This window comes from Pseudomonas paraveronii (assembly GCF_963681955.1).
GTDB classification, from domain to species: Bacteria; Pseudomonadota; Gammaproteobacteria; order Pseudomonadales; family Pseudomonadaceae; genus Aquipseudomonas; species Aquipseudomonas paraveronii.
In genome coordinates, this window is record NZ_OY817130.1 from 3,915,193 (window position 1) to 3,931,925 (window position 16,733).

The window sequence follows — 16,733 nt, forward strand, 5'->3', positions numbered from 1 at the left end:
TCAGCGCTCGGCGTGCAGCTCTTCGATGCCGATTTCGCGCATGCGGAATTTCTGGACCTTGCCCGTCACCGTAATCAGGAATTCCTCCACGATTCTGAAATGCTTGGGCGTCTTGAAATGCGCAATGCGGCCTTTGCACCACGCTTGCAGTTCCAGCTCGCTGGCCGATCACGCTGTAGCCTCGGGTACACCGCTCACCCCTGTTGTCTTTTTTGCAGGTTGACGTATACGTAAACTACGATTGACAGCGCCGCGACACAGGCTTACGTTAACGTAAAGGTTAGCGCCCCTCCCCCGGCGCCGTCACCCCACAACAACAAAGCTCAATAATAAAGGTGCCTTCCATGAGTTACCCCTCCCTGAACTTCGCCCTCGGCGAAACCATCGACATGCTGCGCGACCAAGTGCAGTCCTTCGTGGCCAAGGAGATTGCTCCGCGCGCGGCACAAATCGACATCGACAACCTGTTCCCCGCCGACCTGTGGCGCAAGTTCGGTGACATGGGCCTGCTGGGCATTACCGTGGCGGAAGAATACGGCGGTGCCGGCCTGGGTTACCTGGCGCATGTGGTGGCCATGGAAGAGATCAGCCGGGGTTCGGCGTCGGTGGCGTTGTCCTACGGCGCCCACTCCAACCTCTGCGTGAACCAGATCAACCGCAACGGCAGCCATGAACAGAAACTCAAGTACCTGCCGAAACTGATCAGTGGCGAACACGTCGGCGCCCTGGCCATGAGCGAGCCGAATGCCGGTTCCGACGTGGTCTCGATGAAACTGCGCGCCGACAAGCGCGGCGACCACTACGTGCTCAACGGCAGCAAGACCTGGATCACCAACGGCCCCGACGCCAGCACCTACGTGATCTACGCCAAGACCGACCTGGAGAAAGGCGCCCACGGCATCACCGCGTTTATCGTCGAGCGCGACTGGAAAGGCTTCAGCCGCAGCAACAAGTTCGACAAGCTCGGCATGCGCGGCTCCAACACCTGCGAGCTGTTCTTCGATGATGTGGAAGTGCCCGAAGAAAATATCCTCGGCATACTCAACGGCGGCGTCAAAGTGCTGATGAGCGGCCTGGACTACGAGCGCGTCGTACTTTCAGGCGGCCCGACCGGGATCATGCAAGCGTGCATGGACCTGATCGTTCCCTACATCCATGACCGCAAGCAGTTCGGCCAGAGCATCGGCGAATTCCAACTGATCCAAGGCAAAGTCGCCGACATGTACACCCAGCTCAACGCCAGCCGCGCCTACCTGTACGCGGTGGCCCAGGCCTGCGAGCGCGGCGAAACCACGCGCAAGGACGCGGCCGGGGTGATCCTCTACAGCGCCGAACGCGCCACGCAAATGGCCCTCGACGCGATCCAGATCCTGGGCGGCAATGGCTACATCAATGAATTCCCCGCCGGACGCCTGCTGCGTGACGCCAAGCTGTACGAAATCGGTGCCGGCACCAGTGAGATCCGACGCATGTTGATCGGTCGCGAACTCTTCAACGAAACCCGCTGAAGGAGCGCGTCATGGCCACCTTGCACACCCAGCTCAACCCGCGCTCGGCGGAATTTGCCGCCAACAGCGCGGCGATGCGCCAACAGGTCGACGCCCTGCACACCCTGCTCGCCCGGGTGCAGCAAGGCGGCGGCGCCAAGGCTCAGGAGCGTCACACCTCGCGTGGCAAACTGCTGCCACGTGAGCGGATCAACCGCTTGCTCGACCCGGGCTCGCCGTTCCTGGAACTCAGCCAATTGGCCGCCCACCAGGTGTATGGCGAAGACGTGCCCGCCGCCGGGGTGATTGTCGGGATCGGCCGGGTCGAAGGCGTCGAATGCATGATCGTCGCCAACGACGCCACGGTGAAAGGCGGCTCCTACTACCCGCTGACGGTCAAGAAACACCTGCGCGCCCAGACCATCGCCGAACAGAACCGCCTGCCGTGCATCTACCTGGTGGATTCCGGCGGCGCCAACCTGCCGCGCCAGGATGAGGTATTCCCGGACCGCGAGCACTTCGGGCGGATCTTCTTCAACCAGGCCAACATGAGTGCCCAGGGCATCCCGCAGATTGCGGTGGTGATGGGCTCGTGTACCGCAGGCGGCGCCTATGTGCCGGCGATGGCGGACGAAGCGATCATGGTGCGCCAGCAAGCCACCATCTTCCTCGCCGGCCCACCGCTGGTGAAGGCCGCCACCGGTGAGGTGGTCAGCGCCGAAGACCTCGGCGGTGCCGATGTACATTGCAAGATCTCCGGCGTGGCCGACCACTATGCCGACAGCGATGAACACGCCCTGGCCCTGGCACGGCGCAGCGTAGCCAACCTCAACTGGCGCAAACAAGGCCAGTTGCTGCAACGCACGCCAGTGGCGCCGCTGTACAGCGGCGAAGAGTTGTACGGCGTGATCCCGGCGGATGCCAAACAGCCGTTCGATGTGCGCGAAGTGATTGCGCGGCTGGTGGACGGTTCGGTATTCGATGAGTTCAAAGCGCTGTTCGGCACCACCCTGGTCTGTGGTTTTGCGCACTTGCACGGCTACCCGATAGCGATCCTGGCCAACAACGGGATTCTGTTCGCCGAAGCCGCACAAAAAGGTGCGCACTTTATCGAGCTCGCCTGTCAGCGCGGGATTCCGTTGTTGTTCCTGCAAAACATCACCGGTTTTATGGTCGGCCAGAAGTACGAAGCCGGCGGCATCGCCAAGCACGGCGCCAAGCTGGTCACGGCGGTGGCCTGCGCCAAAGTGCCGAAATTCACCGTGATCATCGGCGGCAGCTTTGGCGCCGGTAACTACGGGATGTGCGGCCGCGCCTACGACCCGCGCTTTTTGTGGATGTGGCCCAACGCGCGCATCGGCGTGATGGGCGCCGAACAGGCGGCCGGCGTGCTGGTGCAGGTCAAGCGCGAGCAGGCCGAACGCGCCGGCAACGGGTTCAGTGCCGATGAGGAAGCGGCGATCAAGCAGCCGATCCTCGACCAGTACGAAACCCAGGGCCACCCCTATTACTCCAGCGCACGCCTGTGGGATGACGGCGTCATCGACCCGTTGCAGACCCGCGACGTGCTGGCCCTGGCCCTGTCTGCCGCGCTGAACGCCCCCATCGAGCCGAGCCGCTTCGGCGTGTTCCGCATGTAAATGGAGCTGTACCCCATGAACGATTTCAACACCCTCGAACTGATCACCGACAGCCGTGGTTTCGCCACGCTGTGGCTCAGCCGTGAAGCCAAGCACAACGCGTTCAATGCCCAGATGATCCGCGAACTGATCATCGCCCTCGACCACGTGCAAGGCGATGCGTCGTTGCGCTTTCTGGTCCTGCGCGGGCGCGGCAAACACTTCAGTGCCGGCGCCGACCTGGCCTGGATGCAGCAATCGGCCGAACTGGATTACGCCACCAACCTCGACGACGCCCGCGAACTGGCGGAGCTGATGTACAACCTGGCCAAGCTGAAAATCCCGACCCTGGCGGTGGTGCAAGGCGCCGCCTACGGTGGCGCGCTGGGCCTGATCAGTTGCTGCGACATGGCGATTGGGGCGAATGAAGCACAGTTCTGCCTGTCGGAAGTGCGCATTGGTTTGGCGCCTGCGGTGATCAGCCCGTTTGTGGTGCAAGCCATTGGGGAGCGCGCCGCGCGTCGTTATGCGCTGACCGCGGAGCGCTTTGGCGGCGAGCGAGCGCGCGAACTCGGCCTACTGGCGGAAAGCTATCCGGCCGCAACCCTGGATCAACAGGTCGACCACTGGATTACCAACCTCCTGCAAAACAGCCCGGCGGCGATGCGTGCGAGCAAGGATTTGCTGCGCGAAGTCGGTAACGGCGCCCTCACCCCGGCGCTGCGCCGCTATTGCGAAAATGCCATCGCACGGATCCGCGTCAGCGCCGAAGGCCAGGAAGGTTTGCGCGCGTTCCTGCAAAAACGCCCGCCCAGCTGGCAGTCGCAGGAGCCACGTTCATGAACACACTGACCCGCGTGCTGGTGGCCAACCGTGGCGAAATTGCCTGCCGGGTGATGCGCACCGCCAAGGCGATGGGGTTGACCACCGTGGCGGTACACAGCGCCACCGATCGCGAGGCGCGCCATAGCCGCGAAGCCGATATCCGCGTCGACCTCGGCGGCAGCAAAGCGAGCGACAGCTACCTGCAAATCGACAAGCTGATCGCCGCCGCCCAGGCCAGCGGCGCCCAGGCGATTCATCCGGGGTACGGCTTCCTTTCCGAAAACGCCGGTTTTGCCCGCGCCGTCGAGGCCGCCGGGTTGATCTTCCTCGGCCCGCCCGCCTCGGCGATCGACGCCATGGGCAGCAAGTCGGCGGCCAAGGCCCTGATGGAAACCGCCGGCGTGCCGCTGGTGCCGGGCTACCACGGCGAGGCTCAGGACCTGGAAACTTTCCGCGCCGCCTGTGCGCGTATCGGCTACCCGGTGCTGCTCAAGGCCACGGCCGGGGGCGGTGGCAAGGGCATGAAGGTGGTCGAGGACGTCAGCCAACTGGCGGAAGCCCTGGCCTCCGCCCAGCGGGAGGCGTTGTCGTCGTTCGGCAACGCGCAGATGCTGGTGGAGAAGTACTTGCTCAAGCCACGCCATGTGGAGATCCAGGTGTTTGCCGATCAGCACGGGCACTGCCTGTACCTCAATGAGCGCGACTGTTCGATCCAGCGGCGCCACCAAAAGGTCGTCGAGGAAGCCCCGGCGCCCGGCTTGAGTGCCGAACAACGCCGGGCGATGGGCGAATCCGCAGTGCGTGCGGCCCAGGCCATTGGTTATGTGGGCGCGGGCACGGTGGAGTTTTTGCTGGATGCCCGGGGCGATTTTTTCTTTATGGAGATGAACACGCGGCTGCAGGTGGAGCACCCGGTGACCGAGGCGATTACCGGCCTCGACCTGGTGGCCTGGCAGATTCGCGTGGCCCAGGGCGAAGCGCTGCCGATCACCCAGGCGCAGGTGCCGTTGATCGGGCATGCGATCGAGGTACGCTTGTACGCCGAAGACCCGGCCAATGATTTCCTCCCCGCCACCGGCCACCTGACGCTGTACCGTGAATCCGCACCCGGCCCGGGTCGCCGCGTGGACAGCGGTGTCGAGCAAGGCGACAGCGTTTCGCCCTTCTACGACCCGATGCTCGGCAAGCTGATTGCCTGGGGCGAGGACCGCGAACAAGCACGGCTGCGGCTGTTGAGCATGCTCGACGAGTTCGCCGTCGGCGGGCTCAAGACCAACCTGGGCTTCGTGCGACGCATCATCGCCCATCCGGCGTTTGCCGCCGCCGAGCTGGATACCGGCTTTATTCCGCGCTATCAGGACGAACTGTTGCCGGCGCCCGGAGCATTGAGCGACGCGTTCTGGCAGGCCGCAGGTTCGGCCTTCATGCAGAGCCTGCCAGCGGGTAACGGGCCATGGGCGGACACCCGTGGCTTTCGCGCGGGGCTGCCCGCCGAAGTCTCGCTGCACTTGAGCAGCAACGGCCAGGATCGCCTGGTGACGTTGGCGCAGCACGCGCCGCGACTGCAAGGCGAACAGCTGCTGATCGAGCACCAGGGGATGCGCCGCGCCCATCTGGCTGTGCGCAGCGCCGGCACGCTGTTCCTGCGCTGGGATGGCGAAATGCATGCCATCAGCCTGTTCGATCCGATTGCGGCGGTTGAGGCCAACCAATCCCACCAAGGCGGCCTCACCGCACCGATGAACGGCAGCATCGTGCGTGTGCTGGTGGACGTCGGCCAGACCGTCGAAGCCGGCACGCAATTGGTGGTGCTGGAGGCGATGAAGATGGAGCACAGCATCCGCGCGCCCCAGGCCGGGGTAGTCAAGGCATTGTTCTGCCAGGAAGGCGAAATGGTTGCCGAAGGTTGCGCGCTGGTGGAGCTTGAAACAGCGGACTAGAACTTCGCCGAGGCCTGCACGACGACGCCAAGGATGCGGCAATCGTCGCTGAACAGCCGCTTGGGGTAAGTCGGATTGAGCGGCACCAGGTACAGCTGGCCGCTCTCTTCGCGCAATTGGCGGAAGGTCGCCTGCGTGCTGTGCGCACACTGCGCGACCACCAGCTTGCCGGGTTCGGCGTCGATGGCCGGGTCCACCAGGATGATCATGCCGTCACCGATGCTCAGGCCACTGGGCGCGGTCATGGCATCGCCGACCACGGGCAGCCAGTAAGCCTCGCCCTGGGCGTGATAATCCGTCAGTTCAAAGCGTGCCGCGCCGTAGGCCGGGCGCTCTTCGCGAAGTTCGCACACACCTTTCCAGTCACTGACCGGGTAGCGAAAATACGGATTGTAATGTTGTAGCCCGGCCGGCTGTGCATCGGTCTTCTGGCGAATATCCAGCGCAACTTCCAGGTCGCCCAGCCCCAGTGCTTCCAGCACCCGGTTCATGTCCGCCAGGCTTGGCACCCGGCGCTTGTTCAGCCAATGCCCCACACCGCCCTGGGACATGCCCAGGCGTTCGGCCAGTTCATCCTGCGTGACCTTGCGGTCTTTCATGTTGGCCCTGACCAACGCTATCCAGTTATCCATGGGGCCTGACAATACGTTGCGTATTTTTCAGGGCAATAAACAGTTTGTAGTAATCCATAAAACGACATAAATACGATACGTACTATTATCGGGCATCAGCGTTTCGACACCCAACCCGAGTACCGACCTATGACGACAAGCCCCTATCGCCTGCCCGGCGAACCCGAATCCCATGAACTGCTCGACATGCGCAGCAGCGGCGCCGCTCAACGTGCGCTGGACTATTATTTGAAAGAAGAGATGTGCGACTCGGCCCCGAATGACGCCTTCTTCAGCATCAAGCCCGGCATCAGCCCGGAGGAAGCCCTGGTGCATGCCTCGGACCTGTTGCGCAGCGCGGCTGCCACGGCCTACGAATCGGCGAGCAGCCATCAAGGCAACCAGCGTGACCTGGCATTTTCAGTGGTGTATTTGATTGATATGGCGAAGGCGATGGTGGAGCGATCGTTGCAGGCGCCGCAGGCTCAGGACGATGCATGAGCCACGCGAAAGAAAAATAGTTCTATCCCTCGGATAAAAACATTTGACTTGCAAATGATAATGATTATTATTGGACCCAGCTGATCGCGAGATCAGTCGATAGACCAAGGGACCTTAGGTCGGACTCTTGGAATATCTCCTCATCAGGCTAATCACGGTTTTTGACCCGGCTCTTTGGCCGGGTCTTTTTTTTGCCAGTTTTCCTGGCATGGCTTCAGGCTAATGAAGACTGTGTTGCTTGATGGCACGCATGATAGCAAAAGACCATCGTCAAAAGAAAGTCAGGCGACCGCTCTGGCGTAGACCTTTGCGAAATAGCACTTGAGAATCAATCTCATAAATTCTAAGCTGCCGCGGCGTCAAGGATGACGCCCCCCCCTCCCCGCAACAATTTTGCATCCGGATTTTGCCCGGCCTCTGTGTAAGATAACCGCCACAACACTCCTACTCAGGCAGCCAGACTATGACCGTGGCCTTGACCTCCATCAAAATCAGCACCGACTTCGACAGTGGCAACATCCAGGTTCTGGATGCCAGCGATGCCTATCACTTGTTGCTGGCAATCAAACCCGACACCCGCAGTCACCATTTCCAATGGTTCCACTTCAAGGCCGAAGGCATGCATGTGGGCCACACCCACACCTTCCGCCTGAGCAACGCCGGGCAATCGTCCTATAAGCACGCCTGGAGCGGCTATAACGCCGTGGCGTCGTATGACCATGTCACTTGGTTCCGGGTGCCTACGCGCTTCGACGGCGAAACCCTGCACATCAGTCTCGAAACCCGTGAGAAACACGCCTGGTTTGCCTACTTCGAACCCTACAGCCGCGAGCGCCACGACTGGCTCATCGACCAGGCGCTGAGCCATGCGGGCACCCGCTTGCTGGCCACCGGTAAAAGTGTCGAAGGCCGTGATATCCAACTGTTGCGCCGTGGCAAAGGTGGCGAAGGTCGGCGCAAGGTGTGGATCATCGCCCAGCAGCACCCCGGCGAGCACATGGCCGAATGGTTTATGGAAGGCATCATCGAACGCCTGCAGCAGGACCGTGACACCGAGCTGAAAAAGCTGTTGGCCGTCGCCGACCTGTACCTGGTGCCGAACATGAACCCCGACGGCGCGTTTCACGGCCACCTGCGCACCAACGCCATGGGCCAGGACCTCAATCGCGCCTGGCAGAACGCCAGCCAGGAGATCAGCCCTGAAGTGCTGTTCGTCCAGACGCAAATGGAAAAGTATGGTGTCGACCTGTTCCTCGATATCCACGGTGACGAGGAAATCCCCTACGTATTCGCCGCCGCCTGCGAAGGCAACCCCGGCTACACCCCGCGTATCGAAGGCCTGGAAAAACACTTCCGCAGCCACCTGAGCGCCTTGACCCGTGACTTCCAGACTACCCACGGCTACACCCGCGACCTACCGGGCGAAGCCAATATGACCCTGGCCTGCAATGCCGTCGGGGAGAAATACGACTGCCTGTCGCTGACCCTGGAGATGCCCTTCAAGGACAACGACGACGCGCCCAACCCGCACACCGGCTGGTCGGGCAAACGGTCGATGCAGTTGGGCAAGGATGTGTTGAGCAGCGTGGCCGATATCGTCAGCCTGTTGCGCTGAATGCGGCGAGCGTACTCGCCACAACCATCGAGCGCGGGCCTCAGTCCTGGGTGCCCGTCATGCTCTGCAGCACGCCGTCACGGCGAATCAACCCATGGAACAGCGCCGCCGCCAGGTGCAACAGCACCGTGAGAAACAGCACGTAGGCAAGATAGCCATGGGCCTTGCGCAGCACCGCGAACAACGGCGCGTTGGCCGCCACCAGCGCCGGCAGTTGCACCGAACGGCTGAGCATCACCGGGTCGCCCGCCGCCGAAATCATCGCCCAACCGAGCAGCGGCAACACCAGCATCAAGGCATACAGCAGCCAATGGGAAGCCTTGGCCGCCAACACTTGCCATCGCGGCAAATCGCTAGGCAACGGCGGTTGGCGCGTGGAAAAGCGCACTGCCAAGCGCACTATCACCAACGCCAGAATCGCGATACCCAGCGGCTTGTGCAGGTGAATCAACCATTCATGCCGTTCGGAAACCGACGCTGCCAGCCCCGCTCCGATAAACAGCATGGCGATGATCATCAGCGCCATCAGCCAGTGCAGCAAGCGCGCCAGCGGGGCGAAAAACCGTGGTTGGGCATTCATGGCTTCGACTCCTGAGGGCTGCGGTGCAACGGGCTGACTTCTGCGGCGCGACGCAGGTAGGAACTGGCGTAGGCGGCCGAACGCGCGGCCAGCAACGGGTCATTCGAGGCTTCGATACCGCTTGGCAGAATCAGCGGATCGAAGTTGATGTCGCGGCAATCGCCGTCTGCTTGCGCTTGGCTGCTTTGCAGCACCAGGGTGCCGGCGTTCAACACGGTGTGCTCACCGATCCAGGGTTTGCTTGCATCGTCGAGCGGATCGCCGGGGTTGGCCAGGGTCAGGTTCAACTGCCAACGCAGCGGTCCGGAAGCCAGGCGTTGCACCAGATCTTTTTCCAGGAAATCACTGCCGGCTGGCGCGGTATCGCCCACAGCATCCTGGCTCTGCGCGACAACCGCCCAACGCACGGCCTGGCGCTTGCCATCGGCGCCCACCAGGAAAAACGCGTTGATACCGTTGTAGGTTTCCGTCGCATAGCTGGCGGATGGCTTGGCCGTCTTGACCCACGCCAGGAACGGCGCGGCCTCGGGATGGGCCGCAAAGAACGCCGGCATATTCGCCGGGTTCGGCTTGCCGGTGGCCGGGTCGGGCGCGCCGGCCTTGAGCAGTTGGTAGAACGCCTCGGGGGTGCCCACCGGAAACACCGGCATGCTGTTCATCCCGGTGCGCCACTGCTGGCCGTTGGCCTGGCTGAATTGCACGGCAAAACTGCGGATCGGCACGCTGCTGTCCGGCGCGTAGGGATTACCGCTGGGCAAGGCAAACCGGCCGATCAATGGGGTCTTGGCCGCGCTGAATACCTGGGCACTGGAGTAGGCCCGCGCCTCGGCGCTGCTCTCGAAGTACCCCGCGACACACACGCCCTTGGCATGGTTGCGCCGGAACCCCGGGTGGACGCCGTTATTGGTTTCCAGGGCATTGACCAGGGTTTTGGGCTGCAGGCGTTGTGGGTCGAAGGTGCCGTTGACGTAGGCAAACGCCCCGGCGACAGCCGCTACCACGCCACCGATACACGCCAGCCTAAGCACCAGGCTAGCCGTGCCGAGTGGCCGACGGGGCGGTGATGAGTGATCTACCATGAAAGCTCCAGGGCACGTGGCCAGGGGGGAATTGAGCTATGAGACGAATCCCGTGTAGGTTTATTCCCCTTCCGCTGTAGTTTTTTTCAGAGTAGCCCCAGCACTGGGTCCTGCGCCCTCCTAGACCTGATTAAACACGGCCGCTCGCTTGTCGAGAAACGCCCGCATGCCCTCCTGCTGATCAGGCGTGGCGAACAGACTGTGGAACAGCCGGCGTTCCAGCCGCACGCCCTCGTGCAAGCCCAGCTGCAGGGATTGCTCGACCGCCTCGCGCGCCGCCCGCGTGGCCAGGCGAGAAAAACCGGCGATTTGCGCGGCCACCACCAGAGTCTGCTCAAGCAAGCTCGCCGCCGGATAGACACGCGACACCAGCCCGGCCTGTTCTGCCTCCTGAGCGCTCATCGGCCGTCCGGTCAGCACCAGGTCCATGGTCTTGGCCTTGCCGATCAAGCCTGTCAGACGTTGGGTCGCGCCCATGCCTGGGATCACGCCGAGCTTGATCTCCGGCTGGGCAAAGGTGGCGCTATCGGCGGCAAAAATCATGTCGCACATCAGCGCCAGTTCGCACCCTCCGCCGAAGGCGTAACCGTTGACGGCGGCGATGGTCGGCGTGCGCAGGCGGGTAAATGCCTCCCAGCCGACGAAGTAATCCTCGTTGAGCATGTCCTGATAGGTCTTGCCGCTCATCTCCTTGATATCGGCTCCGGCGGCAAAATACTGCGCACCGCCGGTGATGACAAAACACCCGACCTCGGGGTCTTGGTCCAGAGCCTCCAGACAGGAAACCAGCTCGGTCATCAGCGCCGAGTTCAGCGCATTCTTGACCTGGGGACGATTGAGCCTGACCAGGACCACCCGACCCTGACGCTCGATCACTACATTCATAGGCACCTCCAGTGATTGATATTGTTGAATGAACACGCGCTTTTCAGGAATCCCAGATCGCGCCATAGGCGGGTATGCCCCGGGCTTCCAGTTCTTGCACCACCTGTCGCGTCAGTCGTTGGTTGGCGATACAGATCACAGCCTCCGCGCCAAAGGCTTGCACCGCGCCGTAGGCCAACTGCACCAGGTCCGGTTTGCCGCGCGCATCGGTGTCCCAGATCAACGCGCCGGGCTGGGCGCGCAGGATCTCGTCGACCCATTCGTCGCCGTAGGTCTTCCTTGGGCTGCGGGTCGACCAGATCAGTTGAATCGGCAGCCGCGCCGCGAGTAAATGCGGCATGACCGGACCGATCCCGCTGCCGGTAGCGACGTACACCACCGACTTGAACAGGGTTTCCACATTGGCCACGCCGGCAGTGGTGATGCCCTTGACCCATACATGGCTCGGCAAGTCCTCGATAAACCGCCCCGTCCAATCCCCGGCGCGGGAGATGGTCAGACGAAACCCGGCCTGGCCCGGCGTAGGGATGTTGGCAAAGGAGTGCCACTCCAGCAGCGGATGCCGGCTGATCGCAGTCGACGAACCGGCGAAAGGCGTGGTGTGGGTAAAACGCGTAATCACCGCATGCCCGGAAGGCCGCGTGTGTTCAACGGCAACCTTGCGCAGCCGCAGCCAGGGCAGCGCGATGCTCAGCGTCAACAGCACCAGCATCCAGAACGCGCCGCTGTGCAACAGGCTCGCAAAGCTATCGACGGACGCCAGCACCGTCAGCCCCCAAAACAACAGCAACGCGCCCCAACCCGCAAACCGATGAACCCGCTCGAAGCCATTGTGAAATCGCCCCCGAATGCGCGGTTGAGCCATGACCACCATCAACAGCAACACGCCGAGCAACGTAGCCCCGAGCCACAACCCGGCGAGCGAAACACTGCCCGGCTGCTGCAGATAGTCCGTGGCCTGCACACCGACCCACCCCGCGAACCAACCCGTGGCCGCCAGTGCCGCGCCGCTGTGCAGCCCGCCGACGTGATACACCTTGGCCGCGCTGCGCCGCACACGTAGCGGCCAGGTGACGGGGACACGCGTCGCCAACCAGAACAACGCATTGATCAGGTATTGCTGGCGAATCAGGATGGCCAGCGACAGGTTGATCAGCACCAGCTCCGACAACGTCTGCGCGGTGATGCCCGGCAGGCCGACGCCGAACACGGCAAACGCGAGGTTGCTGATCAACACCAGCGCCATCAGGCGGTTGTAGTAGGAAAATACCGGCAACGCCGTCCAGCGCCGCCAGAGCGCCGGCTTGGGCGGCACCACGGTTTGGCTCAGCGCATCAAGCATGGCCAGACTCCTGCGGCGCGAACGCCTGCAATGCCACCCACCGTTGGCGCGCCCGTTGCAGCAACAGCGCCTTGTCGATCTTGCCCCTGGCGGTCAGTGGAAAATGCTCCACCACGTCAATCAGTGACGGCACGCAGTAATAGGCCAGGCGTTGCTCGCACTGCCATCGGCAAGACGCGACGTCGGCGCCGGCCGGCGAAACAAAGGCCACCAAGGTGCGGCTGTCGAGCTTCAGCGTGACCGCCCGCGTGCAGCCATCGCCGGCCTCCAGGGCGGTGGACACCGCGTCCAGTTCCACGCGGAACCCGCGGACTTTCACTTGGTCATCGACGCGGCCCAAGTGTTCGAGTTGCCCATCGGCGGTCCAGCGCCCTAGGTCGCGCGTGCGGAACATCATGGCGTCGCCGCCCAGAAAGGGGTCCGGGCGGTACCGTTCGTGGGTCAGTGCGCGGTTGTTCAGGTAGCCCGCCGTCACCCCGGCGCCGCCCGCCCACATTTCCCCGGTTTGCCCCAACTCACAGGGGCGGCCCTGTTCGTCGAGCACGTACACGCTGTTGTTGGGTGTCGGCTGGCCAATGGTCAATGGCGCGCCAGGCACATGCCGATGCAGCGTGTTGACGATGGTGGTTTCGGTGGGCCCGCAGCCGTTGTAGAACGTGCAGTGCTCGGCCCAACGCTCGGCCAGGGCCTGGGAACAGGGTTCTCCGGCGACCGCGACCACCTGGAGATCGGGGCACTGCCGAGGGTCGAGGCGCGCCAGTATCGAGGGGGTTGCAATCAACACATGGCACTGTGCAGCGGTCTGTGCAATGGCTTTGCCGCGAATCAGCAACGTCGCGCCATGGGCCAGGCAGCCGAGTATTTCCCAGGCCGCCATGTCGAACCCGATATTGAGGATCTGCCCCACGTTGCGGCCCGGCGCCATGCCCATCCGCCCGGGCTGCGTCAGCAGGATGTTGCAGACGTTACGGTGACTGACACACACGCCGTTGGGGCGCCCTGTCGTGCCGGACGTGAACAGCACGAAACACAGGTCATGGGTGTCGGCGGCGGCGAACGCGGGATGATGGTCCTGGGAGATCCAGGGCTCTTCGGCCAGGAAGGTGTCCAGGCACAGGCGGCGCTGGGCGGCGTCCGGCGGAATGCGATCCGCGAGGTTCGACAGGGTCAGAATCACCGGGCTGGTCAAGGACTCGAGGACCATGGCCAGTTGCAGGGGCGGTACGATTCTGGCGTCCTGCGGCACATACGCGGCGCCGACCTTCAACACCGCCAACAGGCCCACCACCATGGGGATCGAACGCTCGACGAACAGCGCCACCGTGTCGCCGCGTTGCACGCCCTGCTCGACCAGACGCGCGGCCAAACGATTGGCTTGGCGGTTGAGTTGTTCGTAACTGATGCGCTGCCCCGCGCACACCGCCGCCGTCGCGTGTGGCGCCAGCGCCGCTTGCGCTTCGATGGCGTGGTGGATACAGCCGTAGCCCGGAGGGGTTGACGGGCCAAAGCCCCATTGCTCAAACAAGACTCGCTGCAGGACAGACAGATGCGCCAGCACCGGGTGGGAAAAAAGCTGCTTGTCGGTCGGTGAAAACGTCATGGATACACCCTCATCGGTTGACTGCCGAAAAATAGCTGGCAGGTACGAGGGTGGATTGAGGCGCGAGCCGGTGATTACAGGTGCTCAGGATTTACAGAAACGTCTCACCGTCACGCGTAAAGTTTCTTTTCATCGCGAGTGGAATAACCTACAGGGAGCAGCGTCTACCTGCATACAACCGGCTAGACTCGATTCCCCATGCATGAACTCGACGAACAGTTACGTGAACTCATCCCCAGGCTGCGGCGTTTTGCCGTGTCCCTGAGCCGTAACGCCAGCAGCGCCGACGACCTGGTGCAATCGACCCTGGAACGGGCGATCACGCGCTGGGCCGACAAAACCGTCGACGGCGACCTGCGCGCCTGGCTGTTCTCGATCCTCTACCGGCAGTTTCTCGATGCCCATCGGCGCACCCGTCGCTATGCACGCATGCTTGAGTTGTTTACTGGCCGCGATGATGTGCAGCCCTCGGTCGAACGCACGGTGATCGCCCAGTCGACCCTGCAAGCCTTCGACCAGCTCAACAGCGAACAGCGCGCCTTGCTGTTGTGGGTGTCGGTCGAAGGCTTGAGCTACAAGGAAGTCGCGCAGATTCTCGATGTGCCCATCGGCACCGTAATGTCGCGCCTGTCCAGGGCGCGCCAAGCCCTGCGTCAACTCAGCGATGGCGAAATTAGCAGCCCTTCCCTGCGGATACTCAAATGATCAGCCTGCCCCCCAGCGAACACGATTTGCATGCCTACGTCGATCAGCAACTGCCGGAGAGCGATCGGCGCGTGCTGGAAACCTACTTGGCGGCCCACCCCGAGGTCGCCGCTCAGGTCCATGCCTGGCAGCAGGACGCACACGTATTGCGCGCCGCCTTGAGTGGCGCACTCCAGCAGCCGGCCAACCCGAATCTGGACCCGGCGCTGATCCGCCAGCGCATCAAGCAGCAGTCGCGCCGCCATTTCGCCACGGCGGCGCTGCTGCTGATAGCGATCAGCCTTGGCGGTCTGGGCGGCTGGCAGGCCCGCGAAGCCACGCAACCGTCCATGTTGCCCATGACTGACGCCATGCAGGCCTACCGCCTGTTTGCCCAGGACGGCGTGCTGCCCGCCGACTATCACGCCCAGGGCAGCGACACGATGCAAGCCTGGCTCGACCGCTATTTCAACCAGGCCCAGCGCCTGCCAGACCTGAGCCAGGCGGGCTTCAGCCCTGTCAGCGGGCGCTTGCTCAGCACCGAACAAGGCGCGGCGGCGATGGTGCTGTACGAAGATCTGCAAGGCCGGCACATCAGTTTTTATATCCGCCCACCTGGCCCGGAAAATAACTTCCTGCCCCGTGGCAGCCGCAGCGCCGATGGCTTGCAGGCCGAGTACTGGTCCGGCGGCGGGTACAACTATGCGATGGTCAGCCCGGTGGATCAGCCGACCACGCCGCTGCTGCGCTTCTAGAAACCGACAGCCATGCGGTTTCGAGATAGCTGGCGGCGCGCTTCTCTATTGGTCAAATCCAAGGTGTCGCCCTAAAGTGAGCGACCACCGCACACAGAGTGACTCCCTTTGGCGCCGCGTTCCCTGATCCGTCGTTTGCTCGGTAAAAAACCCCACACCCACGACGACTCGCCCATCCCGACGTTCTTTCAGACCAAGGCCGAGCAGCACGGCTATACCCTCAGCGCCGCACAAGCCCAGGCGATTGCCGCGATGGCGCGTGAAACCCGGCACCTGCTCGCCGGCCAGCCCGCCCGCAGCCTGTATTTGCACGGGCCGGTGGGGCGCGGCAAGAGTTGGCTGCTGGATGGGTTTTTCCAGGCATTGCCGATTGCTGAAAAACAACGCGTGCATTTCCATGACTTTTTCGCCCACCTGCACCGGGGCATGTTCGCCCATCGTCAGCACCACGACGCACTGGCCGTGACCCTTGATGCGCTGCTGGACGGCTGCCGCGTGCTGTGTTTCGACGAGTTCCACGTCCACGATATCGGCGATGCAATGCTGATCAATCGCCTGTTCAAGGCGTTGTTCCAACGTCGCGTGCTGGTGCTGGTGACGTCCAATTACCCGCCGCAAGGGCTATTACCCAACCCGCTGTACCACGAGCGCTTCAAACCGGTGATCGAGCTGATCGCGGCGCGCATGGACGTGCTGGAAGTCAGCTCGCCCGAGGACTTCCGCAGCCTGCCCCAGGCCCATGCCGAACAGCGCTTCAGCAGCGGTCAGTACGTGTGGCCAGGCACGACGGCGCAGCGCACCGCGCTCGGGCTGCCGGCCACGGATTGCCTGGCGCAGGTGCTGAAAGTCGGCAACCGCCCGTTGCGCTGCCGCAGCCAGCAGGCACGGCGCATCGCCTTCACGTTCGCTGACCTCTGCGAACAACTCACGGCGGTGATGGATTACCTGCTGCTGTGCCAGGACTTCGACCACTGGATCATCGACGGGCTGCCGCACCTGGCAGACTGTCCGATTGCCGTGCAACAGCGCTTTATCAATTTGGTGGACGTGCTCTACGACCAGGATAAACAGCTGATCCTGATCGGTGCGCACCCGCTGGAGCAGGCGTTGAGCGGCCAAGCCATCGATCTGGCGCGTACTGCCAGTCGCCTGAACCAATTGCAAGCGGTCCACCCGCAACACACGCCCGACCCGCTATCATGAGCGCCGT

15 protein-coding genes and 1 pseudogene are annotated in these 16,733 nt (G+C 63.0%); 9 read left to right on the forward strand and 7 right to left on the reverse strand.

The features are described 5' to 3' along the window. Positions 1 to 168 (reverse strand): annotated as a pseudogene (locus U5A08_RS29945) (hypothetical protein); the annotation flags it as partial. 176 nt (positions 169 to 344) lie between these two features. Between U5A08_RS29945 and U5A08_RS17895 the strand changes: the two are divergent. From U5A08_RS17895 to U5A08_RS17910, 4 genes are read left to right on the forward strand one after another with little or no spacing between them, the layout of a single operon-like run. Next, positions 345 to 1,508 carry an isovaleryl-CoA dehydrogenase gene (locus U5A08_RS17895; RefSeq protein ID WP_321847775.1) on the forward strand — a complete coding sequence of 388 codons (1,164 nt, stop codon included), beginning with the start codon at positions 345 to 347 and terminating at the stop codon, positions 1,506 to 1,508. Between the two features lie 11 nt (positions 1,509 to 1,519). Further along, entirely contained in the window at positions 1,520 to 3,127 is a 1,608-nt protein-coding gene (locus tag U5A08_RS17900; protein WP_321847776.1) for a carboxyl transferase domain-containing protein, read from the forward strand. Between the two features lie 15 nt (positions 3,128 to 3,142). Beyond that, positions 3,143 to 3,949 carry a gamma-carboxygeranoyl-CoA hydratase gene (locus tag U5A08_RS17905; RefSeq protein WP_321847778.1) on the forward strand — a complete coding sequence of 269 codons (807 nt, stop codon included), beginning with the start codon at positions 3,143 to 3,145 and terminating at the stop codon, positions 3,947 to 3,949. After that, positions 3,946 to 5,871 (forward strand): acetyl/propionyl/methylcrotonyl-CoA carboxylase subunit alpha, encoded by a 1,926-nt coding sequence (locus tag U5A08_RS17910; protein WP_321847782.1) that lies wholly within the window; start codon positions 3,946 to 3,948, stop codon positions 5,869 to 5,871. The genes U5A08_RS17905 and U5A08_RS17910 overlap by 4 nt, the downstream gene beginning before the upstream one ends. Here U5A08_RS17910 and U5A08_RS17915 read toward each other — a convergent pair. Next, positions 5,868 to 6,503, reverse strand: coding sequence for a LexA family protein (locus U5A08_RS17915; RefSeq protein ID WP_253396862.1), 636 nt, complete (start codon positions 6,501 to 6,503; stop codon positions 5,868 to 5,870). The two genes, U5A08_RS17910 and U5A08_RS17915, sit on opposite strands and share 4 nt — an antisense overlap. A gap of 129 nt (positions 6,504 to 6,632) precedes the next feature. Here U5A08_RS17915 and U5A08_RS17920 point away from each other — a divergent pair, with 129 nt between their 5' ends. Continuing rightward, entirely contained in the window at positions 6,633 to 6,983 is a 351-nt protein-coding gene (locus U5A08_RS17920; protein WP_253396863.1) for a DUF6124 family protein, read from the forward strand. A 463-nt stretch (positions 6,984 to 7,446) separates the two neighbouring features. Next, positions 7,447 to 8,598 carry a M14 family metallopeptidase gene (locus U5A08_RS17925; RefSeq protein ID WP_253396865.1) on the forward strand — a complete coding sequence of 384 codons (1,152 nt, stop codon included), beginning with the start codon at positions 7,447 to 7,449 and terminating at the stop codon, positions 8,596 to 8,598. 40 nt (positions 8,599 to 8,638) lie between these two features. Here U5A08_RS17925 and U5A08_RS17930 read toward each other — a convergent pair whose 3' ends face one another. The 5 genes from U5A08_RS17930 to U5A08_RS17950 all read right to left on the reverse strand — a co-directional run bounded on the left by U5A08_RS17930 (position 8,639) and on the right by U5A08_RS17950 (position 14,084). After that, positions 8,639 to 9,178: a cytochrome b gene (locus tag U5A08_RS17930; protein WP_321847786.1), complete on the reverse strand. Its 540-nt coding sequence runs from the start codon at positions 9,176 to 9,178 to the stop codon at positions 8,639 to 8,641. Then, complete coding sequence (locus tag U5A08_RS17935) at positions 9,175 to 10,257, reverse strand: catalase family peroxidase (RefSeq protein WP_321847788.1); 1,083 nt, start codon at positions 10,255 to 10,257, stop codon at positions 9,175 to 9,177. Before U5A08_RS17935 ends, U5A08_RS17930 begins: the two co-directional genes overlap by 4 nt. 120 nt (positions 10,258 to 10,377) lie before the next feature. Next, positions 10,378 to 11,142, reverse strand: a complete 765-nt coding sequence (locus U5A08_RS17940; protein WP_321847789.1) for an enoyl-CoA hydratase-related protein — start codon at positions 11,140 to 11,142, stop codon at positions 10,378 to 10,380. Positions 11,143 to 11,185: 43 nt separating this feature from the next. Beyond that, positions 11,186 to 12,484 (reverse strand): FNR domain-containing protein, encoded by a 1,299-nt coding sequence (locus U5A08_RS17945; RefSeq protein ID WP_321847790.1) that lies wholly within the window; start codon positions 12,482 to 12,484, stop codon positions 11,186 to 11,188. After that, positions 12,477 to 14,084, reverse strand: a complete 1,608-nt coding sequence (locus U5A08_RS17950; RefSeq protein WP_321847791.1) for an amino acid adenylation domain-containing protein — start codon at positions 14,082 to 14,084, stop codon at positions 12,477 to 12,479. Before U5A08_RS17950 ends, U5A08_RS17945 begins: the two co-directional genes overlap by 8 nt. A 198-nt stretch (positions 14,085 to 14,282) precedes the next feature. Between U5A08_RS17950 and U5A08_RS17955 the strand changes: the two genes are divergently transcribed. The 3 genes from U5A08_RS17955 to zapE all read left to right on the forward strand — a co-directional run bounded on the left by U5A08_RS17955 (position 14,283) and on the right by zapE (position 16,726). After that, the gene (locus U5A08_RS17955) at positions 14,283 to 14,789 is read left to right on the forward strand and encodes a sigma-70 family RNA polymerase sigma factor (RefSeq protein ID WP_253396877.1); all 507 of its coding nucleotides are present in this window, start codon (positions 14,283 to 14,285) and stop codon (positions 14,787 to 14,789) included. Further along, the gene (locus U5A08_RS17960; protein WP_321847792.1) at positions 14,786 to 15,523 is read left to right on the forward strand and encodes an anti-sigma factor family protein; all 738 of its coding nucleotides are present in this window, start codon (positions 14,786 to 14,788) and stop codon (positions 15,521 to 15,523) included. The genes U5A08_RS17955 and U5A08_RS17960 overlap by 4 nt, the downstream gene beginning before the upstream one ends. A gap of 108 nt (positions 15,524 to 15,631) precedes the next feature. Beyond that, positions 15,632 to 16,726: a cell division protein ZapE gene (gene zapE, locus U5A08_RS17965; RefSeq protein ID WP_321847793.1), complete on the forward strand. Its 1,095-nt coding sequence runs from the start codon at positions 15,632 to 15,634 to the stop codon at positions 16,724 to 16,726. Positions 16,727 to 16,733: the final 7 nt, after the last annotated feature.